At 53.0% G+C, this 24972-nt stretch carries 19 protein-coding genes; 13 read left to right on the plus strand and 6 right to left on the minus strand.

The window, feature by feature from the left end:
- Positions 1–15: 15 nt before the first annotated feature.
- The gene (locus tag GOX73_RS11015; RefSeq protein ID WP_170773681.1) at positions 16–585 is read right to left on the minus strand and encodes a TetR/AcrR family transcriptional regulator; all 570 of its coding nucleotides are present in this window, start codon (positions 583–585) and stop codon (positions 16–18) included.
- Between the two features lie 124 nt (positions 586–709).
- On the opposite strand from GOX73_RS11015, the gene gntH reads away from it, so the two are divergent.
- The 3 genes from gntH (at position 710) to GOX73_RS11030 (ending at position 4375) form a co-directional block, all read left to right on the plus strand.
- On the plus strand, positions 710–1903 hold the full coding sequence (gene gntH, locus GOX73_RS11020; RefSeq protein WP_171125953.1) for a guanitoxin biosynthesis MBL fold metallo-hydrolase GntH: 1194 nt from the start codon (positions 710–712) through the stop codon (positions 1901–1903).
- A 362-nt stretch (positions 1904–2265) separates the two neighbouring features.
- Positions 2266–3723, plus strand: coding sequence for a hypothetical protein (locus GOX73_RS11025; protein WP_171134893.1), 1458 nt, complete (start codon positions 2266–2268; stop codon positions 3721–3723).
- Positions 3716–4375 carry an HNH endonuclease gene (locus GOX73_RS11030; RefSeq protein WP_171125948.1) on the plus strand — a complete coding sequence of 220 codons (660 nt, stop codon included), beginning with the start codon at positions 3716–3718 and terminating at the stop codon, positions 4373–4375. Before GOX73_RS11025 ends, GOX73_RS11030 begins: the two co-directional genes overlap by 8 nt.
- A gap of 762 nt (positions 4376–5137) precedes the next feature.
- Here GOX73_RS11030 and GOX73_RS11035 read toward each other — a convergent pair.
- The gene (locus GOX73_RS11035) at positions 5138–5812 is read right to left on the minus strand and encodes a TetR family transcriptional regulator C-terminal domain-containing protein (RefSeq protein ID WP_254428729.1); all 675 of its coding nucleotides are present in this window, start codon (positions 5810–5812) and stop codon (positions 5138–5140) included.
- 88 nt (positions 5813–5900) lie between these two features.
- Between GOX73_RS11035 and GOX73_RS11040 the strand changes: the two genes are divergently transcribed.
- The 8 genes from GOX73_RS11040 to GOX73_RS11075 are packed head-to-tail and all read left to right on the plus strand — an operon-like array spanning position 5901 to position 15995.
- The gene (locus GOX73_RS11040; protein ID WP_171125946.1) at positions 5901–6770 is read left to right on the plus strand and encodes an ABC transporter permease; all 870 of its coding nucleotides are present in this window, start codon (positions 5901–5903) and stop codon (positions 6768–6770) included.
- A complete protein-coding gene (locus GOX73_RS11045) occupies positions 6767–7555 on the plus strand; it encodes an ABC transporter permease (RefSeq protein ID WP_170752062.1) in 789 nt (262 codons plus the stop codon). Before GOX73_RS11040 ends, GOX73_RS11045 begins: the two co-directional genes overlap by 4 nt.
- Positions 7552–8649, plus strand: a complete 1098-nt coding sequence (locus GOX73_RS11050; RefSeq protein WP_171125944.1) for an ABC transporter ATP-binding protein — start codon at positions 7552–7554, stop codon at positions 8647–8649. Before GOX73_RS11045 ends, GOX73_RS11050 begins: the two co-directional genes overlap by 4 nt.
- 19 nt (positions 8650–8668) lie before the next feature.
- Positions 8669–9730, plus strand: a complete 1062-nt coding sequence (locus tag GOX73_RS11055) for an extracellular solute-binding protein (protein ID WP_234899375.1) — start codon at positions 8669–8671, stop codon at positions 9728–9730.
- Positions 9731–9790: 60 nt separating this feature from the next.
- Entirely contained in the window at positions 9791–11854 is a 2064-nt protein-coding gene (locus GOX73_RS11060) for an FAD-dependent oxidoreductase (protein ID WP_171125943.1), read from the plus strand.
- Entirely contained in the window at positions 11851–13083 is a 1233-nt protein-coding gene (locus GOX73_RS11065) for an aromatic ring-hydroxylating dioxygenase subunit alpha (protein WP_171125941.1), read from the plus strand. The genes GOX73_RS11060 and GOX73_RS11065 overlap by 4 nt, the downstream gene beginning before the upstream one ends.
- A complete protein-coding gene (locus GOX73_RS11070) occupies positions 13076–14638 on the plus strand; it encodes a trimethylamine methyltransferase family protein (protein WP_171125939.1) in 1563 nt (520 codons plus the stop codon). The genes GOX73_RS11065 and GOX73_RS11070 overlap by 8 nt, the downstream gene beginning before the upstream one ends.
- Before the next feature lie 52 nt (positions 14639–14690).
- Positions 14691–15995, plus strand: coding sequence for an aminotransferase class III-fold pyridoxal phosphate-dependent enzyme (locus GOX73_RS11075; RefSeq protein WP_234899391.1), 1305 nt, complete (start codon positions 14691–14693; stop codon positions 15993–15995).
- 706 nt (positions 15996–16701) lie between these two features.
- On the opposite strand, the gene GOX73_RS11080 is transcribed toward GOX73_RS11075, so the two are convergent.
- The 3 genes from GOX73_RS11080 to GOX73_RS21040 form a co-directional block, all read right to left on the minus strand.
- Entirely contained in the window at positions 16702–17967 is a 1266-nt protein-coding gene (locus GOX73_RS11080; RefSeq protein WP_170560081.1) for a response regulator, read from the minus strand.
- The gene (locus GOX73_RS11085; protein WP_171125936.1) at positions 17960–19585 is read right to left on the minus strand and encodes a sensor histidine kinase; all 1626 of its coding nucleotides are present in this window, start codon (positions 19583–19585) and stop codon (positions 17960–17962) included. Before GOX73_RS11085 ends, GOX73_RS11080 begins: the two co-directional genes overlap by 8 nt.
- Before the next feature lie 406 nt (positions 19586–19991).
- Entirely contained in the window at positions 19992–20444 is a 453-nt protein-coding gene (locus tag GOX73_RS21040; protein ID WP_170601829.1) for a PACE efflux transporter, read from the minus strand.
- A 217-nt stretch (positions 20445–20661) separates the two neighbouring features.
- Between GOX73_RS21040 and GOX73_RS21045 the strand changes: the two genes are divergently transcribed.
- Positions 20662–20790, plus strand: coding sequence for an HNH endonuclease (locus tag GOX73_RS21045; RefSeq protein WP_170601827.1), 129 nt, complete (start codon positions 20662–20664; stop codon positions 20788–20790).
- A 686-nt stretch (positions 20791–21476) separates the two neighbouring features.
- A complete protein-coding gene (locus GOX73_RS11100) occupies positions 21477–21977 on the plus strand; it encodes a hypothetical protein (protein WP_171123293.1) in 501 nt (166 codons plus the stop codon).
- A 10-nt stretch (positions 21978–21987) separates the two neighbouring features.
- Here GOX73_RS11100 and GOX73_RS11105 read toward each other — a convergent pair whose 3' ends face one another.
- Positions 21988–24732: an AsmA family protein gene (locus GOX73_RS11105; RefSeq protein ID WP_171127064.1), complete on the minus strand. Its 2745-nt coding sequence runs from the start codon at positions 24730–24732 to the stop codon at positions 21988–21990.
- Positions 24733–24972 lie beyond the last annotated feature (240 nt).

Below are 24972 nucleotides of genomic sequence, written 5' to 3' on the forward strand. Positions count from 1 at the left end.
TTCTTGTTCTATCTTCTACTTTCCGACAAGAATTGCGTGTTCCCGTTCTATAACCTTTTCCCAATCGCCTTGCGTTTTCAGACCGGTCGAAGAGTCTCCCATTAGCGAAGTCACCATCAATCTTCCACGCGCTTTTGCTTCTTCTTTCGAAAACCCGGCCTGTTCAAACATCCAGGCGGCGAAGTGGAACCGTTTGCCGATGGTTCTTTGATACGATTCTTTTACCTTCTCATCGGTGTTCGCCCACACTGAGACAGCGTGATCCGGCAAGGCGGCGTCCTCTTCTATGACCTTTTTCATAAGAAGAAGAATGCGGTCTTCCGGGGGACCGCCAAATGTCTTTGCCTGTGCGATCACTTTGTCAGTCAGTTCCTGCTCCCAATATCTGAGAACCTCATCCAAAAGCTCTCGGACGTTCTTGAAATGCCAGTAAAAGCTACCGCTTGTCAGGTTCAGTCGCTTTGCCATTGGCACGACTTTTATCGCGGAAACGCCACCCTCGTTGAGGACTTTGTAGGCCAGCAATATCCAGTCTTCCTTGGTCGCGGCGTTTTTGGGTGAGGCTCGGGTGGCAGTTTCTGACATTCAGATTATAGCAGTCATTATTTGACATAGAGTAGTCTATGGTCATACCGTAGAGGAGTCTATGGGCAACTGGGAGTTCACGACATCGTGCTCTCAGAAACGCCATGCAGAAATGGGGGGATCAATGAAAAGCATTATGAATTCCACGACTGGCGCATTATTGGCTTTGGGTTTGTCGTTGGCTGGCACCGCTTCAGCGCAAAATGCTCTGCCGACTGGTCGAACTGCTTCTGCAATAGAAAATGGTGTTTATCCAGCGTCATACTTTCCCAACACTGAAATCCTTGGCACGGATGAAATGCGTATCACGGCATTGGGGACGGGTATGCCAAACCAAACCAAGGCAGCCGTCTCGATTTCGTTTTTTGTGGAACTTGGGAATGGGGACGTTTTTCTTTTTGACGTAGGAACTGGCGCAACGGGAAACCTGTTCTCGCTGCGACCGGACTTTGCGAAGATCGACAAGGTCTTCTTCAGCCATTTGCATGTTGACCACGTTGGAGATTTCATGGGCCTCCACGTTGGGGGGTGGCTTTCAGGCAGATATACCCCGCTCCGCATCTTCGGCCCGTCCGGATCAGAAGATGAACTGGGCACTAAAGCCTATGTTGATGGCATGTCCAAAGCTTACGCCTGGGACTTGGCCACGCGAACGGGCGCACTGCCCGATGACGGCGCCAAGCTTGAAGTCACTGAATTCGATTACATGCAGGAAAACGAGATCGTTTATCAGGAGAACGACGTCACGATCCGGTCTTGGCCTGCGATCCACAGCTTAGATGGCTCGGTAAGTTATTCTCTGGAATGGAATGGACTGAAATACGTCTTTGGCGGAGATACTTACCCAAACAAATGGTATGTAGAATATGCCAAAGGGGCGGACATCGCTTCTCACGAGGCGTTTCTTCCACCTGATGCTTTGGCCCCGTATTTCGGGTGGGACATGAAACAGGCTACCTATGTAGCTACGCGCGTTCATACCGAACCTGCGGCCTTTGGCAAAGTCATGTCTGCGGTCGAGCCGCGTATGGCCCTCGGATATCACTCTGTTCTTTCACCAGAAAATTATCAGGCGATTTTGGAAGGCGTCCGTTCGACTTACGATGGGCCTCTGACGCTCGCACGAGATCTACAGGTGATCAACGTGACCAAGGACCAGATCGTTGTTCGGGAAGCGAGTGTTGATGACTATGCGTTGCCACCCGCTGTGAGCGACGAGTACATCAATGCCCCGCGTTCAAAAGAAAAAGAGCCGTCTGACAAAGTCAATGCGGGAAAATGGGAGGGTTACACCCCACCGCCAATGCCGGATAATTAACCTTCAGGGTGAACAAAATTCCGATTTGGCAGTACCTGTACCGACTATTCCTGATGCTGGGCCTGATGGCCTCAGGTGCACAGGCCGTTTCGGCGGATGTCGTTCTGACAAACGGTTCAGAAGTTGCCCCCAATATTGCTGTCCTTCATGTCAAAGAGGATGGGGTCTACGTCGACCTTGAGATCTATGTCGAAGATATTCCGTTCTTTGCGGATATGTTGCCAATAGGATGGTCATCAGATTTCGTCGGGGGTGAGCCGGAGGCTGAACAAGATACCAATCAAGGTTATGCGCAAGCCGAAAGCCGGACGCTTTCGATTGTTGCAGGCGACGAACGGGTCCTAAAGGCTGATATCAGAAAGGTGGAATACCGAACGCGCATAGACCGGGCCGCGCCGCTTGCAGGTCAGCGCGATCCATTCTCGGGGCAAGTTGTTCCCAGCCCGCCAAAAGATCCGCGCGTTTTATTCGCGGAAGTGTTCTTTCCGTTTCAAGACTTAGTTCCCAAGGAGCTGACCATAGTGCCGCCATCGCGGGATGGTGAACCACTTGCGACTATCGGGATGCAGGTTTTTGACCGTAAGGTTCCGGTCACGGATTTCAGCTTCTTGTCAAAGCCAGCAGAGTTAAAGATTCACTGGCCTGATCCTTGGGATAGCCGCTTTTCTGCTGAAAGCCTGAACCGAAAAGCGCAGGACGGGACATCCACCTTTCTTTACATCGAACCTCGTGAAGTTCGTCATGAAACACTGATCCGCTTGCGTGAACTAGCGCCTTGGATTGATGAAACCACGGAAGTGGGTCAAATGCTTTCGCCACAGCGCAGCGCCTTGATCGTAAACGAGGCGGCGTCCTTCCTGGCTTCACGTAACCCGGTGACAATTGACGGCAAATCAGTGCAACCGTCAAACGCAACCGCAAAACTCCTCGAGCTAACATCGCAGGGTTTTCAGGTTGTCGAGCCTGAAAAGGAAGTGTCCGTGAACAATGCATTTATCGGCGCCATCCTGTCTTTCTCATCGGCAGAACTTCCCGATCAGGTGACAGTCACATGGGATATGTTTGACGAGGAAATTTCCCGCGTTGCGACCATTTCAAACGATATCGCCGGGCCGTTCTTTGGAGCTGTAACACCAGCGGACCCCCAGTTTCACTGGCAGAACCACCTACTCCAATACCAAAGAGCATCTGTTACTCAGATTCCAGTTGAACAGCAGAAACGGCAGAACCCGGCCGTGGCTTTGATCGCCGGGATTATCAGTGCCGCCTCACTCTGTTTTCTCCTGCTAGCCAGAGGCAAAGTCGCAAAGCGTACCAGTTGCGTGACTATGGTTGCCGCTGCTTCGGCAACGTTTGTATTTTCGGGATATTTGCCGGAATTACCCTGGAATAAGCCCGAGCCCCCTGAGCAACAGGTTGCGGAAGATATACTGCGCTCAATGGTCGAGAACTTGAGCACGGTGACTCTGGAAGTTTCGCCGGCCGCAAGAAAGTCAGAGCTGGCACATATTGTGACGGAAGCGTCTCTGGGTGACATCGCAACAGAGGTTGAACGTGGTCTCGCGATCCGAACGCCAGGAGGCAGTCTTGCAACGGTTACTGATATCAGCGACCTGAAATTGGAGCGCATTAACCCGACCCTCAAGCCGGGAGGATTTAGTGCCCTGACCAAATGGACAGTGAAAGCACAAGGCGGTCATTGGGGGCACGCCCATATGCGCGCCGTTACGTTTCGGGTGCTGGCGGAGGTCATACCTGAGTCAGGCCATTGGAAGCTGGATGGATTAACTGTAATCGAGGCTCGCGATCCAAATGCATGAGCGTTTAAAACCAAAGGTTTTTGCTTTCGGCGCTCTGTTTGTCGGAGTGCTTTTGTCACTGACGCTGTCAGCCTCGGCGCATTTTTTGCTTAACCTCAACGTTCGAATTTCGCATGTCGAGCATTCCGAAGACGGCCTACGTATCTACATGCGCACGCCTATGCCTTATCTGGTTGCAAATAAGGTCGGTGATCAGAATGGTGATGCCTTGCCGGATGCTGCACCATTCACGACCAATGCCATGAGCGACGGTCAGTTGGTCCACTTTGTCGACTTGCAAGCTGTCATGAACGATCCCAATGGGCTGGGGCAATTCGCCGAAGGTGGGTTGCATCTGTTGGTCGACAATCAGCGCCTAAGAGGAACAGTTAAGTCCGTTCGCTTGCATCGCGTTGGAAATGAGCCCGGGTGCTGGGTGACCTCGACGCAGGGACGACCGAAAACACGGTTCAAGCACCGCCAAGTGGCCTCTGCGCGGTTCGTTTACTGCGTGGTTAACCGGGCGGTGATCGATGAGGCGACGGTGGTTCGTCATCGCTGTCATAACGAGCGCTGCGTCCGTCCTGAGCACCTGATTGAGGGGTCGGCGGCGGATAACAAGCGCGACGAACGGGACTTCTGGGCGAACGGCGTCGGTCGCGATCGACTATAACCCGTGGCATGTGCCTTCAACGACCTCTGAGGGCCCACCCTCAACACCCGTAGCACCCGAAACCACTGGGGCATAAACTGGGGCATTTCTGGGGTATCGGTGACCCAAGCGCCTGCTGTCATTCCATGTTCTGATGATCTGGCTGGGGTGGTGGGATGCCATGTTAAGTCCTTGATATATATCATTTATATAAGTAAAATGGAGAGAGCATGGGGTCAAGTTCGAATTTTTGCATCCCGGATTGTATCCACAACAGAAATTTGCCTTAGTAACTTGGCCAATGTTGCAAAGAGGGTGAGTGTCTGGCGGTTTCTTATACCAAACAGATAGGTCGATCCTCTTTTAACTCAGGCCGACTTCTGTCTCAAAGCTCCAGGCGACGGACGGACTGGGACGCCTCCGATTACGCGGCCCATGCGGCGAAAAAGACGAATCCCGCCTTGCCGCCACCAATTAAAACCTTCGTAAAGTGGCCAAGATCTTTCCTGCACGGCGGCAAACATGAAAAGCCGGAGCAGGCACTCACGCTTCGTTCAGCGCCTTTCATTCAGCGATAGCAATGCGTTGTTTTTCAACAAAAGGGCGGAAAGCGGTCTTTCGCTGCACGTGCAATGGAAACCTTTCTTCGGGGGAAAGCGGGCGTTGGATTTCGTCCTATGCACGGGGGTGTTGCATTTAGACGCCAGGGAATTCGCCAATACCAGCAGTCGGCTTTCCAAGAACATGCTGTTTTTCTGTCTCAAATCTGAGCGTCCCGAAATCTCACAATTTAAATTTTTCGGGGAAAAGTCCGCACAAGAAACGTCTGATAAGATCAACAGAGCGTCGTCGTGAAAAACCCTGCATATCTGTTAGGTAATTGACCCACATACCTTCCAGCAAAGCCAGCGTTCCGGCAGTGGCATCGTCCACCAAGTTTGGGTCACGCTCGTTTTTTTGAGCTATCTCCTTAAACGCAAGCCGCAATGTCTCGACAAGTTTTTGATCCTGAGTGCTGCTGTAGCGGGCAATGCCTGGGTGTGAGCTCGCGATGCCGCGAAATGCATGCCAGATTTTTGTACTTCTTGGATTGAGCAGTGCTTCGGACAGATCCGCCTCGATCACAGCCATCACTCGGTCTTCGGGCGATGCATCCGAGCCCAGATCGGTCATTTTGTCCATCTCGGAATAATATTGGGCACTGAAATGCTGGGCTGCTGCCGTCAGCAAATTGTCCTTCCCGCCGAAATGCAAATGGATCATTCCGCGTGACAAACCAGAACGCTCGCAGATGCAGCTGACCGTCGTCTCGGTGACTCCAATATCCGCGATAGAGTCCAGAGTCGCCTTGATCAGAAGTTGCTTACTGGCATCTGGATCACGTTTCGAGCCACGTTTTCTTCCTCTAACGTTTTCCACTTTATTCAATAATTCCATTTCCTTGATAGCATCACTCAAGTCTTTCTCACAGGAAGATTGACACGAAAGACCGTTCTGGCGCAACATTTAATGGACGATCGTCCATTAGTGACTCGTGAAAATCCGGATGGGAGTTTGGGTAATCTTTCGTAGCGAAGCATCCCGGGGCTATACCCTCAGCGCACCAGCCACGGCTTATGTGGGCTTTCTGGTGGCGGCTCCGTTGTTGATCCTGATCGCCTATTCGTTCTGGACGCAAACCTACGTAACGCTCGACAAGACGCGGACACTAAAAAACTATAGCGACGCGTTTGCTGATCCTCTGGTTAGACACTTAATGCTAAGGTCGATCTGGATTGCCGGAGCAGTTACAGCAGTTACTGTCGCACTGGCATATCCCATCGCTTATTTCATCGCGATGAAGGCCCGTAAAAAGACCATCTGGCTTCTGCTCATCACCATTCCATTCTGGTCTAGCTACCTCCTGCGTGTATTTGCGTGGAAACTCATCCTGGGGTTCAACGGCGTAATGAATTCTGCACTGCTGATGCTTGGTCTGATCGACGAACCGCTCGACTTCCTTCTCTACAATGAATTTGCAGTCGTGCTGACGCTTGCCCATGCTTGGGCGCCATTTGCGATCCTGCCGATCTATGTCTCATTGCAGAAGATCGATCCGAGCTTACTAGAAGCCGCCACCGACCTCGGTAACAGCCCTTTTCAACGCTTCATGCGGGTGACGCTGCCACTAACCATCCCGGGGATCATTGCTGCTTGTCTGATCATATTTATTCCCACGGTAGGTGACTATGTGACCCCGGCACTGGTTGGCGGGTCGGATGGAAAGATGATCGCCAACCTTATTCAGGTGCAGTTCGGGGCCGCCAACAACTGGCCACTCGGCGCCACCCTTTCACTGATCGCGATGCTATCGGTTGGCTTTGTCGCTATAGTGTTTGTAATTACCGCCACCCGGCTAGGGAGGCGGATAAGATGAGACGCCCTTCGACCCTGACAGCCTACGCCTTTCTGTATTTGGTTTTTCTTTACCTGCCGGTCCTTTTTCTGCCCTTGTTTTCATTCAACAGCGGCACAATCGTTGCTTTTCCCATCAAGGGCTGGACGCTGGACTGGTATCGGAAGCTGGGCGAACAGGATACCTTGATCCAGGCCCTTTGGAATTCGCTTGGCGTCGGCACCGTCGTGGCACTTCTTTCTACCGCTATGGGATTGTTCGCCGCCCGCGCCTTTGTTCGGTACCGTTTTCGGGGTCAGCGTGCTGCCGAAGGTCTGGTGATGCTGCCTTTGGTTATACCGGGCATTATCGTCGCTTCTTCAATGCTGGTTCTGTTTTTGTTTATCGGTCTTAAGCCGTCTTTGCTGACCGTCGTTCTGGGTCATACATTTCTTGCGCTGCCGTTTTCCGTCTCGATCCTGAAGTCTGCGTTTGATGACTTCGATGCGTCGCTGGAGGAAGCATCATACGATCTAGGTGTCGGCGTGTTCGACACCTTCCGCCGCGTGACGCTTCCGGTCGTTTCCCCGGGTATCGTCGCAAGTTTGCTGGTCACTTTCACAGTCAGCTTCGACGAGTTCGTGCTCGCCTTTTTCCTGTCCGGCAACCAACCAACCTTGCCAGTCTACATCTGGAGCCAGATTCGTTTCCCCGCCAAGCTTCCAAACGTTTTGGCCTTAGGCTCTATCCTGCTGCTTTCATCGGTTCTACTTTTGGTGCTGGCCGAGTATTTCCGGCGCCGCTCATCCGCATCAGGGGTCCAATGACAGAAAAAAACATCATCGAACTCAGGGGCGTCGAGAAACGCTATGGCACTTTTCTTGCGGCTAGCGGGATCGACCTCGATCTCAAGGAAGGCGAGTTTTTCTCACTCCTCGGCCCATCGGGATGCGGCAAAACCACGGTATTGCGGATGATCGCTGGTTTCCAAGAGCCGACCAAAGGCACCGTACTGATCGACGGTCAGGATATGGATGGTGTGCCTGCCAACAACCGCCCGACGAACATGGTTTTTCAGAGCTACGCCATCTTCCCGCACCTGAATGTTGGAAACAACGTGGCTTATGGATTACGTGGCAAGGCCCCGAAGGCCGAAATCGACCAGCGTGTGGCCGAAGCCTTGGAAATGGTCGAGCTGGGCGGTCTTGAGGATCGCGGCGCAAGTGAGCTGTCAGGCGGGCAGCGGCAAAGGGTGGCGCTCGCCCGTGCGCTGATCATGCGACCCAAAGTATTGTTGCTGGATGAGCCCTTGTCGGCCTTGGACAAGAAGCTGCGCGAGCAGATGCAATTTGAAATGCGTAATCTGCAGCAATCGCTGGGTATCACCTTTGTGATGGTCACACACGACCAATACGAGGCGATGACAATGTCTGACCGCATTGGCGTGATGTTCAATGGGCGGCTAAAGCAGGTGGATACGCCAACAACGCTTTACGCCCGGCCCTGCGATCAGCAGGTTGCCAGTTTCATCGGTGAGATGAACATTTTGCCTGCCCAGTTGCTTGAGGAAAATGGCGATACGCTTTCAGTCGACGCGAAGGCCTTTGGCCAAATGGAGATTGAAAAAAACCCCAACGTCGCAACCAGCGCCCGAGATATGAACATCGGCATTCGACCCGAACAATTGGAAATCACCTCTGAAAAACCCGAAGACTATCCATCAACTGTTCAGGGCAAAGTCAGCAACGTCGCCTTCTATGGCGAGAACATTCACTACCACATTCAGGTTGCGGAAACCGACAAGCCGATCTCGGTCTCGGTTCCGAACTACTTTCACACGGTTGATTTCAATCGCGGCGACGCAGTTTGGCTGGGAGTCCAAAGCGCCAGCGTGATCGATCTTGGCACTGACACAGAATAAGACAATGGGAGGAAAAAAATTGAAACTTCAGGGAATTGCGGCCTTCGCATGTGCGACGGCAATAAGTACAGGAAGCGCCAGCGCCGGTGGAGCTGATCTGACGGTATTTGACTGGTCGGGATATGAAGACCCGGGATTCTTTGCCAGCTACATGGAAAAATACGGGAATGAAGCACCGAGCTATTCCTATTTCGGTAGCCAGGAAGAAGCCTTTACCAAGCTAAGCTCCGGATTTACAGCTGATTTAGCGCATCCTTGTTCCGACGCGGTCAGAAAATGGGTCGCAGCCGATCTGATTCAGCCGCTGGACGAAAGCAAGCTGACCAATTGGGCGGATGTGCTGCCCGAGATCAAGGAGGTCGACGCCATCGTTCTGGACGGCCAGCTTTACATGTTGCCGTTCGAATGGGGGAACACGGGCCTTATCTATCGCACCGACAAGATCTCGGGGGACGATATCTCACTGCAATTGCTGGCCGACCCGGCCTATGCCGGTAAGATCGCTATCCCGGATGCCGCATCATCTGCTTATGCGTTAGCGGCGCTGGCTACTGGAAATGCTGACGACTACACCAACTTGAGCGATGAGCAGTTCAAGGAAGCGTCTGACTTCCTGCGCTCGATCCACCCGAACATGCGCTTTTACTGGTCCGACGCAGGTCAGTTTGACCAGGCCATGACCAGCGGCGAGATCGAATTCGGTTGGGCCTGGAACCAGTCAGAACTAAACCTGATCTGGAATGAGGTGCCTGCCGCGATGATGCGAGACGTCGACAAGGGTATCGCGACCTGGGCGTGCGGCTACGTGCATCTGAAATCATCCACGACACCGGTCGATCAGGTCTATGATCTGTTGAACGCGCTTACCGACCCGGCCAGCGGTCAGTACATCATCGACAACTGGGGCTACCCGCATTCGAACGCAAAAGCGTTCGAAGTTGCCGATCAGGCCAACATCGAAGCCTATGGTTTCTCCGATCCAAAAAGCTTCTTCGAGGGCAGTTTGTTCTTTGATGCGGTGAACCCCGAGCTTGAGGCAAAAATGCTGGCGGAGTTTGAACGGATCAAAGCCGGCTTCTGATTCAACAGTATCTCCGGGGCCAACCAGCCCTGGAACACAAACACAGGAAAACGCGTGAACATGTCAGACGCGAACCCATATGCTATGCTCTTGGAACCGGTTCAGATCGGGCCAGTCACTGCCAGGAACCGCTTCTATCAGGTGCCTCATTGCACCGGGCTGGGGCACCTCCGACCAAGGGCGGATGCTGCCGTTCGTGGAATGAAGGCCGAAGGCGGGTGGGCGGTGGTTTCCAATCAGGAGACCGAGATTCACCCGACTTCTGACCTTTCTCCTTACGCCGAAGGGCGGCTATGGGACGCGCGCGATGTGCCCGCGTTGCGGCTGATGACAGACGCAGTGCATGCACATGGTGCGCTGGCGGCTATCCAGCTGGTTCATAACGGCAATCATGCGCAAAACCTGCTTACCCGCGCCCCGGTTCTTGCACCTTCCGAAATGTCTGTCGACACTACACACCCCAAGCAGGCGCGGGCTATGGATAAAGCCGACATTCGGGAATTTCGCCGTTGGCACCGCGAGGCCGCCTTGCGCGCGAAAGATGCCGGATTTGACATCATTTATGTGTATGCCGGGCACAACATGACATTGGCGCAACATTTCATGCTGCCGCATATGAACCAGCGTAGCGATGAATATGGTGGGTCGCTCGAAAACCGCGTGCGTCTGACACGTGAACTGCTGGAAGACACTCACGAAGCCGTGGGCGACAGCTGCGCTGTGGCGTTCCGTTTTGCTATTGATGAGATGATGGGTGCCGGGGGCATGCAGGTAGGAGAAGAAGGCCGCGCCGTTGTCGAGCTTTTGGCCGATCTTCCTGACCTATGGGATGTGAATGTGGCTGACTGGTCCAATGACAGTGCCACGACTCGTTTTCAGCCAGAGGACGGATATCAGAACGCGTTTCTGTCCCACGTTAAACAGATCACCCAAAAACCTGTGGTTGGTGTCGGTCGCCTGACATCCCCCGACATGATGCTGTCGATGGTCAAAAAAGGAATTGTCGACCTTATCGGTGCCGCGCGGCCATCCATTGCGGACCCTTTCATACCAAAAAAGATCGGGGAAGGCAGGATCGACGAAATCCGCGAATGCATCGGCTGCAATATCTGCGTGTCGTCGGACAATCTGGGTATCCCGATCCGATGCACTCAAAACCCTACGATGGGTGAGGAATGGCGACGCGGTTGGCACCCCGAGATCATCGCGCCGAAAAAGAGCAACGCGGATATTTTGGTTGTTGGCGGTGGCCCTGCCGGTCTTGAATGCGCCATGCAGTTGGCAAGGCGAGGATATCAGGTGACCTTGGCCGAAGCGTCAGCCGAATTGGGCGGGCGGGTTACGAAGGAAAGCAAACTTCCCGGCCTCGCAGCTTGGTCCCGCGTCGTCGACTATCGTCTGCATGATTTAAAGCAACGCGGCAACGTTCAGCTTTTCACTGACAGCAGGCTTGATGGCGATCAAGTGGCAGAGCTGGGCGTCGAACACGTCTTTGTGGCCACCGGCAGCCGTTGGCGAACCGACGGCATGGGCCGTAACACCCAGCGCCATGTGCCACAGATCGAGCAAAGCGCCAATGTGCTGACGCCTGATGACATAATGAATGGTGTTCTACCGCCTGATGGCCCGGTCATGATCTATGATGACGATCATATCTATCTGGCAGGAGTGATCGCCGAAAAATTGGCGACGGCAGGATACCAGGTGGTCTTTGTCACGCCGGAGAATTTGGTTTCAGCTTACTCCATCAATACTTTGGAGCAGCCTCGCATTCAGGCCCGTCTGATGGAGCTTGGTATCGACATTCGTTGCAATCAGGTGCTGACGGCGGTTCAAGGTGACATGGCCCGCATCGGTTGTGCCTTTACTGGTCGCGAAATGGATATTCCATGTGCCTCGACAATTCTGGTCACTGAACGTCAGCGTGAGACGACGCTATATGACAGCTTGCGCGGGCTCAGGTTGAAAACCGTCGAACTTATTGGCGATGCCGCTTCTCCAGGGCTGATCGTCGACGCAGTCTTCGCGGGCCACCGCGCGGCCCGTGATTTTGAACGCCCCAAGGCAGAAGCAGACCAGGATTGGTTTCGCCGCGAGATAATCGATTTGGAGGAAACGAGATGAACAGCCGACCGTTTGAGTTGGATGCGCTGATAGCCTCGCACCAGTACGGCCACGCCCTGCCGCGCGAATTCTATACCTCCCAAGACATCTATAACTATGACATCGCCCGGGTCTGGAACCGCAACTGGCTTTGGGCAGGTCACGTCAGTCAAATCCCAAGCCCCGGTGACTACTTCCTGTTAGACTATGGCCCGGAGAGCATTATCGTTGTTCGCGACCGCGATGGCGACATTCGTGCTCATTTGAATGTCTGCCGCCATCGCGGATCTCGCGTCTGCACTGAACAATCCGGCAACGCCCGCGTTCTTGTTTGCCCCTACCACGCATGGACATATGAGCTATCAGGAAAACTTCGTGCAAGTCACAATATGGGGGAACAATTCGACCCGTCAAAGTTTGGGCTTCTTCCCGTTCAGGTGAGTGTCTTCAAGGGCCTGATCTTTGTCTGTGCCGATGCAAACACCCCATCACTTGATCCTGTCCTCAGCAAACTTGAGCCACTCGTCGAACCCTATGGCCTGAACGATTTGAAAGTAGCGCATACCGCGTCATTTCCTGTTCCCGCGAATTGGAAACTAGCGGTTGAGAACTACCTTGAATGCTACCACTGCGGGCCAGCTCACAAAGAGTATTCTCGCTCCCATAGCTTGAAATCACCGCAAGACATGGCTGGTTTGGTCGAACCGCTAAAGGCTAGGGCTGTAGAAGCCGGGCTGTCACCCAATGAATTGACTCTTGTCGGCGACGCTGCGCTGACCCCATTTACCAGCGGGTACTATCGTCGCTATCCGCTTTACCAAGGCTACAAAACCGGCAGCCAATCGGGCGAGGCACTTGCACCATTGCTTGGAACGCTCAAAGGCTTCGACGGTGGCGCAACAGACTTTGATATTGGTCCGTTGAATTGGTTCCTGATTTATTCGGATCACATGGTCGGCTACCGCTTCATTCCACGAGGCTTACAGGAAACCGACATTCAGGTGGTCTGGCTGGTTCGCGCTGACGCCGAAGAAGGCGAAGACTACGACAAAGAAGACCTGACCTGGCTTTGGCATGTCACATCTTTGGATGACGAACGCATCATTCGCCACAACCAGTCCGGCGTAAATTCTCAATACTTCCAACCGGGCCCCTTGGGCGAGATGGAAACCTCGATCCAGGACTTCTACGATTTCTATTTCAACATGATCAGCCCGGACCCAGAACAAAGGATGTCCGGTCATGGCTGAGGCAAAATTACGCCGTCGCGGCGGCGGCGGACGCGCCGCGCGCATCAAGGTTCAACAGGCTACCACGGGCAATGAGGCCGTACGTGGAGGCCTAAGTGGCGGCCGCTATAAACCGCTGACCCAAGCAGATATGGAGAACATCCATCAAGCGGCCTTAACCGTTGTGGAAAACACAGGCGTTACCGACCATTTCCCGGAATTGCTTGATCTGGTGCTTCCCAAAGGCGCAGTTTTGAATGACCTCAATAGGCTGTGCTTCCCCCGCGCCCTTATGGAAGACATCCTGGCGGCTGCCGCCAGAGAGTTTTATGTCTATGCCCGCGGTGAGCGTGCAGGCAAAGACGACATGTATTGCTCGGCCGAGAGTGTCTATTTCGCCAACTCTGGCACCGCCGTCACAACCTTCGATTCCGAGACCAAGTCCTATCGTCCATCGGTTCTGCGCGACGTTTATGATTTCACCCGACTAGTGGACCGCTTGGACAACATCCATATGCTGGGCGACACAGTTTTGGCCACCGACGTGACCGATGATTTCGCTCACGACATGAACACCATATATGCGATGCTCGCAGGCAGCCAAAAGCCTGCCTGTCTGACCTTTCGCGACCGCAGCCATATCCCGCATGCCATCCGCATGTTTGATTTGGCTCACGGTGGTGAAGGGGCTTTCATGAAGAAGCCAAGCGTCATATTTGGCGGCTGCCCAATGGTTTCCCCCTTGCGGATCGGCAAGGAGAACATGGAAATCCTGATTGATACTGCCAAACTTGGTCTAACTGTCGATCTGGCCGTGCCTCCTCAGGCCGGGGCCACAGCCCCCGCGACGCTTGCGGGAACACTGGTGCAAACCGTGGCCGAAACGCTGGCCTGTGTTGCCATTGTAAACCTCATCACACCGGGCTGTCCGGTCTGCTTTGCCGCCTGGCCCTTCATCACAGACCTGCGTAGCGGATCGTTCACCGGCGGCAGCGGTGAACAGGCTCTCATCGGGGCGGCAGCCATTCAGATGGGCAATTTCTACGGCCTTCCCACATCCGTTGGCGCAGGCATGACCGATGCAAAAATACCCGACGCGCAATACGGGTTGGAAAAAGCACTGACCTTCACGCTTGCCGCCCATGCCGGTGCCAATCGTTTGTGCGAGTTCGGCGGTATGATGGGTAGCCTGATGGGATGCAGCTTTGAAAGTATGGTCATCGATGACGAAGCGGGTGGTATGATCCTGCGATCGTTGCGCGGGATAGAGGTCACGGATGAAACCATGGCGGTAGATGTGATCCACCAGTGTGCCATCGACCCAGGTCATTTCCTCGGTAACCCTCACACGCTGAACTATATGAACACCGAATTTGTCTACCCGCGGCTCATGGATCGTGAGCGTACAGATACATGGGAAAACGAAGGCAAAACTGATCTATTGGACCGCGCCCGTGACAAGGCCAATTCCATTCTCGACAGCCATTTCCCCAACTACTTCGGCGCCTCAGACGCTCAGGTGCGCGAAGAGTTCCCAATTGTGATGAGCGCAGAAAGCATGGCCCGCCGTGGATAACTCTAACGCCAAGCACTGGGACAACGACCATTTCCTGCACCCGTGGGAAGGAATGGCAACTTTGGGCAAAAGCGACCGCACTTTTATCGAAGGTGCCAGCGGCATCCATGTGGTTAACGAAATAGGCGAACGCTTGATCGACGGACCAGGCGGGATGTGGTGCACTCAGATCGGTTATGGGCGAGAGGAGATGGCCGAGGCCATGGCTGAGCAGGCTCGAAACCTCGCCTATTTCTCTCCCTTCAACAACGCCAACTCAACTGCCGCGCTGTTCGCACGCGAAATCGCCAAACGTGCGCCGGGCGACTTGAACAATGTCTTTTTTACCACCGGCGGTTCGACTGCGGTGGATACGGCCATCCGCTTTGTCCACTTTCGAAACAACCTTTTGGGTCGGCCCGAGAAAAAGAAGATCATTTCAAGGCAAAAAGCCTATCACGGAAGCACTTATCTGGCGGCCAGCGTCAGTGGAAAAGAGCGTGACAGGCTTTGGCTAGACAAGGCGGATGACCTCGCACATTTCCTGCCCGACGTGAATCCGCTCTACCGTTCACCTGGTCAAAGCGACGAGAGTTTTCTAAAGGAGAAAATTTCCGATCTTGAAAACGCCATTGTAGCTCTTGGCCCCGAAAACGTTGCCGCTTTTATCGCCGAACCGGTTCTGGCATCTGGCGGCGTGATCGTGCCGCCGAATGGATACCACAAAGGCTGCCTAAACATCTGCAAGAAGTATGATGTTCTATATATCTCCGACGAAGTGGTGACGGCATTTGGGCGATTGGGCCATTGGTTTTCGTCAGATGCTGTTTTCGGCATTCAGCCTGACATAATCACTTGTGCCAAAGGAATGACATCTGGGTATGCGCCGATGGGTGCCGCGGTTATCTCTGACCGATTGATCGCAGACGTTGGAGGAAAAGATGCGACCTTCTCAAATGGCTACACCTATTCTGGTCATCCGGTTAGCGCGGCTGCGGGTTTGAAGAGCATTGAGATCATAGAGCGGGAAAAACTTCTCGAACACGTTCAAAAGGTCGCTCCGGTTTTTCAGGATCAGCTGCAGCATTTGCGACAGATTGATATCGTTGCCGATGTGCGCGGGATGGGGTTGATGGGATGCGTACAATGCTCAGTCGATGGTGATCCCCGGAGTGATCTGGGATGCGACTACGAGATTGGCGGCCAGATCGATATAGAATGCCAAAAACGTGGGTTATTAGTTCGACCTATTATCAACATGTGTGTTCTTTCACCGCCCCTTATCATAAGCGAAAGTGAAATTGAGCAGATGTTTTCTATCTTGCGCAAGGGGCTTGAAGCGACACGAACGTGGCTTGGCGGAATCAGTGAACAATGAAGAGCTTGCGCCACTGTTGCGGATGTCCGCAGACCGGTATGCCACCGCAGCATTTGAATTCCGTCCTAAATGTCCGCAATGGGCCGTCCGCGGTCAGGCGCTGACACGATCCTGAGCAGATGTTGCACAGCCTCCGATGTCCACAACGAGCTCTTTCTTCTTGATGCCGAAGTATGCGCGAACGGTTAACAAGCGCGACGACTGGGACTTCTGGGCGAACGGGGTCGATCGAGACCTGCTATGACCTGTGGCATGGGCCTTCAACGACCTCTGAGGGCCCACCTTCGGCACCCGTAACACCCGAAACCACTGGGGCATAAACTGGGGCATTTCTCGGAGGGTTTAGCCCCAAGTGCCTGCTGTCGTTCCATGTTCTGAAGGACTGGCTGGGGTGGTAGGAATCCTTGCCCTCCGATGATTGTTATCGGCTTTTTGGCGAAGCTCGAGAAACTGGGGCGGTTGCGGGGGCGGAATGGAGCGTCAGCGGAATGAGCACGGGGCATTTTGACCGCTAGAGAGGCTGTTATCGTGTGCTGACTGGGTGCTGACGATATCGCTAAAACCGCCCAGTGGCGCTGAGACGACCGCTGACGAGTCGTTCCGGGGGATGAAGACTGGTCGCTGGTGCTGGCGGTTGGGGGTTTGGCTGGCTGGGGCTAGGGCCCGCTCATAGCAGTGAAGTTTCCAAGCGAGGTGCTGCAAAACTTTACTGAAACAAACCACGAAGATTTTGTGCCGTTTTGTCGCTCGGATCACGTTCCGCAACCTGAGAAAGACAAAGACGTCCCATTGGGGCATCGCCATTCTCAAAATGCGCCATCGCTTCATTGAATTTTTCGAGCGTCCGTATGCGTGCCGCAGTCAATTCTTCGGGCAATGCATCTAAGACTTCAAAAACCGTTGCCGTTTCCGATCGCCCTTTGATCTTCAAACCAGGAATCCGGCGAAGCTGCATGTCTCCAGCCAACTCTGACGCGACACGGTCAGAGATCAGCATGGGTGTTTCCAGGGTTCGCGTCGCACTCTCCAAACGGGCGCAAAAGTTAACAGGATCACCGACGACATCGCATTTTAAGCGTTCGCTGTTTCCTACGGTCCCCATAATGAGTGTACCAGAGTGAACAGCCGACCCCATCTCAAACAGTGGTTCGTTCTTGCCGTTTTGGCCGCGTTCAATGAGCTTTTTGTGAGCATTGATGCTCGCTAGCACGGCATCGTCGGCGTTGCTTGAAAAAAGGGCCAGCACACCATCTCCTTCGAGGCCGCTAATAAACCCGCCTGTAGCGCGAAACTCCTGTTCAAGGATGTTCACGAACTCATTCAAGAGATCGAAAGCGGGCTTCGGGCCCAGACTTGATGCAATCGTAGAATAGGAGCGCATGTCTGCGAAAACTACTTGCATTGAGCTTTCGACAGACAATCCTTCGCGCACGTCCATCAGTCGATCTTTACCCAGAACATTCAGAAACTCCTGTGGCACAAATCGCAAACTCGCTTCATGCGTGTCGCGCAACTCCTCGTCTTTCAGTTTGAGTGCAACTGAGCTGGCCCAGGAGCGGATGGCCTCGCTTACAGTCAGGGTCAGATCATTTTCTGCCCAGGGTTTGCCAATGTACCGATACAGACGCGCCTGATTGACCGCAGCACCAACTGCGTCCGCTGTGGCTTGTCCGGTGAGAAGTATATTGAGAGTACTTGGCGAACGCTCGTGAACCTTAGCCAGAAACTCTTCTCCTCGCATACCAGGCATAAGCTGATCCGAGACAACAACGGGTACAGCAACGCCGTCTGTCATCAAATCTTCCAATACTTCGAGGCCCTCTTCTCCTGACTCGGCGATTTCAATGGTCACTTGAGGCAACGAGTTTCGCAGTTGCTCTTGCAGGCTGGTCAGAACGATCCGTTCATCGTCGACGCATAGCAATGTAGGGCGGCCCTTCAAGTGCTCGCCCAAGCGTACTAATTCATCCATCCGTCAATTCTTCCTGCTCTTGTTTTTGCACCCTTGGAATCCGCACTGTAAACTCTGTTTGGCCGGGTGTGCTGTTCACCGTCATCGTGCCGCCATGGCGACGTACAATATCAATGCTGATGGACAAACCAAGGCCCGTACCTTCGCCGATCTCTTTGGTCGTATAGAATGGTTCGTATATTCTATCGATCCGATCAGGCGAGATTCCAAACCCGGTATCTTCAACACTTACGATGAGCTCTTCGGAATTCATCCGGGCTTCCAAAGTCAATGTGCCGTCATAATCCATGGCCTGCAGCGCGTTGTGGATAAGGTTTGTCCATACTTGGTTTAGGGCGTCATGATCTGCCGAAATAACGGTGTCTACATCGTATCTTGTAACAACACGAACGCCGCGTTTGATTAGATTTTGATAAAGCGTAAGAACGGTATTTAGGTTCTCTGCGACAGACCCATTAGTGAACTCGCCCTTGGTGCCGGGATGCGCGTAATTCTTGAGCGCAAAGACGATTTTGGATGACCGTTCAGCGGCCATTTTGATTGTGTTGCAGTTCCGATTAAGGCTCGCAAAAGACCGCAGCTGGGCAAAGACCAAGGGCCAACGATTGCTGCGCAAGACACTTGCTTGATCAAGGTCGATATCGCGTAGACCAATCTCAACCAACTCAGAACTTTTCTGGGTTGCTTCCTGAAATCCAAGATCAGCCAATTTGACCGCCAAGCTCTTTCGTACTTGCCTTTCTTCTCTGGTCGTCAGCTCGCCTTCACTTGTTTCGATGACCCTCATCAAGCTCGTAACGCCTGCGAGTTCCTGCTTGTTACTTGCATCATTCAGTTCGGGCCAACCCGTTAGGATGTTTTTGATAGCTCGGCTCAGATTGTCATTCGATGCCCGAATTGCTCCTAGTGGTGTGTTGAGCTCATGCGCGACGCCTGCAACCAACTCGCCCACCGCAGCCATTTTTTCGCTTTGAACCAAAGCCTCCCGCGATTGCGCCAAAGCCGTGTTTCGTCTTTCCAGAGCTTGCCCCATTTGCCTCCTTAGACGCATGAAAAAGCTAACAAGCACGAATATGGCAAGCGATACTGCAAGAAAGTTCATTGTGAACAAGTATAAAGGGATCTTTATAAGTTCAGCGTCCTGGAAAAGGTGCAGAGGCGGCGGGTTGTTGACCTCAATAATCAGAGACACAAAAACCAATAAAACGAAAAAACCCAACCATAAACGGGACATAATGCGTCCGCCAAAAGATTGAGCTGCTGTGAGACAGAGCATTGACCAAAGCATTGTGCCACCAGAAGCCACCAAACCTCCCAACGACCATTGAAATACAAACGGCAACAGGATGCTGATGAAAATCTGAAAGGCCCGTGCGAATTTGAAGTTCTTGGTGCACCGCAATGCGCCAAAGTTGATCGCTGTCAAAACCACATACCCGAAAGGAACGAGGCTTTGCAGATACAGACCCATTCCCGACGCCACCGCTCCCCAAAGAAGGCCACCTCCAGACATGACGAGACCCGTAGCGATCAAAAAACGGTGTTGAAGCCTTTCTTCGCGAGAGCTGTCTGGCCGGTCAGCGATAGCTCCCCAATCAGCAAAACTTATCGCTGTCATAACGCTTCCCTTCAACATCCTTTGGCAATGGACGCTGCATGATAGATCATATTGTGGCGAGCGTGGGAAGGCGTTCAGACTACCGCCCTGCAACAAGCAATTACGCGACAGCAGTAAGTGCTCAACAAGCGGAAACTTTGCAGTCTTCGGCGATAGGATTGCGAGCATCCTGATGTTAGCTGTATTTAGAGCTCAGCAATTGCTGCTAGTGACAGCAATGCGGGTTGCTGGCTGAGCACTTTGTATCCTACTCCAGCTCTTCTTTCGGCGGGTGCGCCAATCGCTCTACGCTGGTCGATCGACTGGAAAGTCCGCAGTACGTTTCTTCTAGCGCTGGCAGTATTTCGACATCAGTTAAATACCGGGTCAACATTTAGACTCACAGTAAAAATCCGGTCGAAGTGAATCATTCGGCTGGAATCTCGGATACCGTCGTTTTTTGCACCGGACGCAAGTGATCGAAAACAATGTGAAAAAAATAAGTGTATACAGAATAGGTTAGCGTTAAGCCGACATTGAAGGCCAATGCGCCCGCCAATGTATGACCTCCAATCCACATAAGCAGAGGGCAGGTTATCAATACCGCTGACACCTCATGCATTGTGGCATGAATAAAACGAAGCCGATGCGGGCGTTTGCAGGCTAACCGACTAGTATAACGCCTTTCCACTATGTCGAAAAAAGTGTTGTAGATCGGAGACCAAACCAAAATCGCGACCGACAGAATGGCGATTATAGTAAACCCGTGCGCCATCGACGAGCCAGTAAATTGAGCATAGACGGGGGAAACGAATGCAATGCCGATCAATTCAAAAGTTGAAGTTTGAATAACGCGTTCTCGAAAAGACCGTAGTGTCATGCTTCTAGCTCGTGCAGTTATTTCGTCGCTTTTTTAAAAGCAGCGCTTCGCCATTAAATAATTTCGAAGCGGGCACTGAGCGCTGTTCTCGGATGTATTAATTTAACCACTTCAATTCGGATGATTGCTCAGGGATCATTCCTTGACAGTGAAGTCGATTACACAGGCTCACAGTTTTTGACGCATTGTTAACCGGGCGGTGATCGATGAGGTAACGGTGGTTCGCCATCGCTGTCATAACGAGCGCTGCGTCCGTCCGGAGCACCTGATTGAGGGGTCGGCGGCGGATAACAAGCGCGACGACTGGGACTTCTGGGCGAATGGCGTCGATCGCGACCTTCTATGACCCGTGGCATGGGCCTTCAAAGACCTCTGAGGGCCCACCCTCAACACCCGTAACACCCGAAACAGCTGGGGCATAAACTGGGGCATTTCTCGGGTATCAGCGACCCAAGAGCCTGCTGTCGTTCCATGTTCTGAAGGACTGGCTGGGGTGGTAGGAATCCTTGCCCACCGATGATTGTTATCGGCTTTTTCAACCGGTGACCTGAAGTGGGGCGGTTGCGGGGGCATTTGGAGGGTAAGCACGGGGCATTTCTGACCGCTAGTGAGGCCGTTTACTGGCACTGAAAGAGCCGCTACGGGACCGCTAGACCAACCTTCCACTGGCGCTGAGACGACCGCTGACGATCGATTCCGGGGGCTGAAGACTGGTCGCTGGTGCTGGCGGCTTGGGGGGTGGAGCGGACGTTCAAGGCGAGTGCAGCGAAGGACTGGTTAGAGCCCATTTTGACTGATGCTGCGCGATGTCCCAATGACAGCAATGCACAGAAAGCGGACTTTGCAAAGTGCAGAAGACTGCTCAAACCGGGCATTCCTTCCAATAGCAGCGTATACGGCTATGAACAGGAAGCAGGCTCAACCGTTGCGCTCCAACAACTTGTGTCCTGAATAAGCTTCTTCTGTATCGTTTGATTGATCTTCCTTGATCGGTAGGATGGGTAAACCTTCAAAACTAATCTGGGGTTAAAAATGTACAGGTATGTGCTGACAACATTGGCTTTGTTTTTTGCAAGCTTACTTCATGCCGCTGGTATGGAGCGGTGGGGTGAAACCGGCGACTGGACAATCCTGATTGATCCCGAAAAGGGCAACGGCTGTCTCGCATGGAAGCCCTTTGAAAATGATATGACCGTTGAAATCGGCGCAGCACCCAATCAGGCCGGCGGCTTTTTTGCCGCTTTTAATCCGGCCTGGATTCAAATCGAGGATGGGGCGACCGGGGTCGTACAGTTCGATTTTGGTGATGCGAAGTTTGAAGGCGAAGCGGTGGGTGTCTTTAAGAATGGCGTGCCCGGTGGTTACGCCTTTTTCGACAACCCGGCATTTGTGACCGAGTTTGGAAAACGCCAAAGTGTCACGATTATTGGTGAAAGCGGGGCTGAGGTTGAACTAGATCTCAGCGGGTCTGCAAAAGCAATCGAAGCGGTTCTGGCGTGTCAGGCCGAACAGCCGGAACCACTGAAGAACTAGGTGCGTCCGATTACTGCAATTGATTGATGTCTGGCACACAGGGTTGCCTGTCGGCAGGCATAGCATCAGCGCCTTCAGGGGCCTTGTTTCTGGACCCGCCCACATCAAGCTTGAACTTTGGCGACGAAAGCTGGCCAGTCACATCAAAGGGCCAGGCGCTTCGGGATAGGGGTTTGCCAACGCGCCGCGGCTCCGCTCTTATTGCTATCGTATCATTCAGCCAATCCACTTGCCCCCTTGCAACCAATTGAACCGATCCTGTTTCTATTACGATGGAATTTGAACTGACTTGTCCGGCCTGGATATCAACCGGGGCAACGACGCAAGTTATGTCGGTGTAGCCTTTTCTGAACTCCTCTGAAAACAGCCAGGGGAAAATGCCCAGCCCCGCCAGTTCCAATAAGCTGGTGCTGATATAGCCCTGCGACATCGACAAAGACGCGTTGCCGCGCATCGAGTTGATGAAGGCCTTGCCCGAGGCAGTATTGCCAGAAACGTTGAACTCACCGCTCAAACGGCCATAGGCATCAATTCCAATTCCCAATTCATCAAGGATTTCACCAAATTCCCATCCTGAGGTCGATCCTGACAATGAAAGCCAATCAGGTGAGTCAATCAGGTCCATGACCGCCCGCAGGCTGAAGTTTCCGCCGCCATAAGACATCTGAAGAGGTCCGAAATCCACGGTTCCTTCTTTGGCAGACATTTGGCTGGAAACAGATGTTACGCGTTGTTGGCCTAAAATCTCTTTGAATTCGATTTGTACCTCGACGTCAGCTTCTCTTAGCACGCGTTGCACATCCAGAAGATCGGCAGGTTTCCCTTTTTCCTTTGGCAACACCAGGGGCTGGACATCTGTCTCCTTCGGCAAAACCAAGGGCTGAACTTCGGCGTCAGGTTCTTTTGAGGCCTCGCCCATCAAGCTTTTCAGTTGGTCCAACACGGCAGTCAGGTTCTTCAGGTCGTTGAGGTCGAGCTTTTCACTCGTGATGTTGCCACGGACGACGGATGCACCTTCGGGAAACTGTGCATCCAAAGCTGCACGAAGATGCGAAGACCCGGCCTCGAACTGGATTGCGGCATCAAAGTCTTCACCCTGCCTGGAGGTTTCAGCATCGATAGCGAGTGCTCCGATTTCAACAGGTTGCAGGTTGAGCGCGGTCAGAAACTGGGCACCGTCGTCGACATCCAGTTCCACATCGAAATCGAGACCGGCCAGACCTTTGAGTTCGTTGACAGATAGTGCGAGATCGAGCGCCCATAGTTCGGTGCCATAGTTGGTAGCATTGAACCTATTGAGAGAAACCGGGCCGCCTGTATTGGATATGTTGAAATCAGCTTCGATACCGCCGAATTGGTCTACGTAGCTTTTATCGAGGTTGGGAAAAATCAACTTGGCGGGCCCGTTCAGCTCACCATCGAAAGTTACGTCCTGAAGCTGAAGCAGATCGAGAATTTCCCCCTCGGCTTTCAGGACAGGCTCTTCAATTGGACCGGCTTGCAGCGCGATGCCCAGCATGGCGAGCCGGCCGTCCGGCATGCGACGAATGGTTTCGATAGAGGCTGGACCGATTACGTCTAACCCCTGGTCAAACGCATTTGTTTGAAAAAGTAGCTTCTCGAATTCGAAGGACGTCAGAGATCCGACCATATGCATTTCAAAGCCGGTGAATTTCAGCTCTTGGATACTTTTTGCTGCTGGCGGCGGCTGTCCTTCGGGATGAAGCCGCGCATTGAAAAGCAGATCGACGCCCTGAGCGGTGTAGAGGTCATCTATTGAACCCTCAGCTTCAAGTTTCTGCCCTCCCTCCAAGCTTACGGTGGTTGTAAACGCTTCGATTTTTAGGGCGTCTTGGGACACGAGTTCAGCTTGCAACTGGCCATTGCCTTCCAAAACACGTTCCAATCCAATGACATCCAGAAAATCACCGAATTCTCCGGTGTCCATCTCCAATACAGCTCGATAGCCACCACCTTCGTCTTCCGTGAAGGGTTCGCCATCATAGCTCACGGTCATTTCTCCAAAACTGGCCCGCGTCGTAAATGGCGCGGCGCGAGGGTAGTCGCCATCGATATTGAAACCCTGACCGTTGACGGAGCCGGAACCATAGACCTTTGTTCGTTGCCCATTGTCGACTAGTGCGAGCGCGAGTGACTGGAGGTCAAATACAAACGAGAAGCCCGAGACCTTGTCGTCGATGTTTAACCCGATAGACGTGAAACTGACGTTCTTGTCGCTCAGAAAGTTCAGGATCCCACTGCCTTCAGTGTCGCTTTCATTGATCCTATCAGCGCTAGCGACGTCTGTTTGATCATCCGCTGATACAGTTTCCTCGGACACCGGCTTGGGTGTTGGCCCGTTTTTTCGCCAGCTTGTTGTGCCGTCTGCGGCTGTAAGAATATTCGCTTGGAGGCCTTCCACTACCAGATTGTCAAAATGCAGACGTCCATTGGTCAACGCGGCAATGTCCAACTCCAGTTCAAGCAGATTCAATTCTACAAGTGGTGACTCCGGCATTGTCTGGCTCGGGATGACCACCCCGCCGACGTAAATGTGACTAATGCGTCCAAGCACGACGCTTACATCATCGTTGACCAATAGAGGCCGACCAATTTGTTCCGATAGTACTCTTTCTACAAGGCCACGTCGCATGTCCGAGAACATCGGAGCAGCAAGCAACAACCAGACAAAAGCGATTGCAGCGAAGGCTAGAAATGCAACAAGCCCAACTATTCTTACGAGCCAAACCCTCATGTGCTCCCCTATTGCAGCTCACACTGCTTCGAATTTCCGCCAATTAGAAGTCACCAATGCTACTGGCAATTTAGCACGCTTAGAATTGCGCATCTCTTTTAGGATGACGTGTTCATCGGTCCAAAGCCGCAAGTATTCGAGCATCTCGCTCGTAAGGGTCCTCGCGGAAATGAACGGTCCCATCTTCGACCCACGCAGTCCAATAGGTCAAAAGGACCGGCATGGGCTCGGGTAGGTTAA

Source organism: Ruegeria sp. HKCCD7221, from assembly GCF_013031225.1.
Classification (GTDB): Bacteria; Pseudomonadota; Alphaproteobacteria; order Rhodobacterales; family Rhodobacteraceae; genus Ruegeria.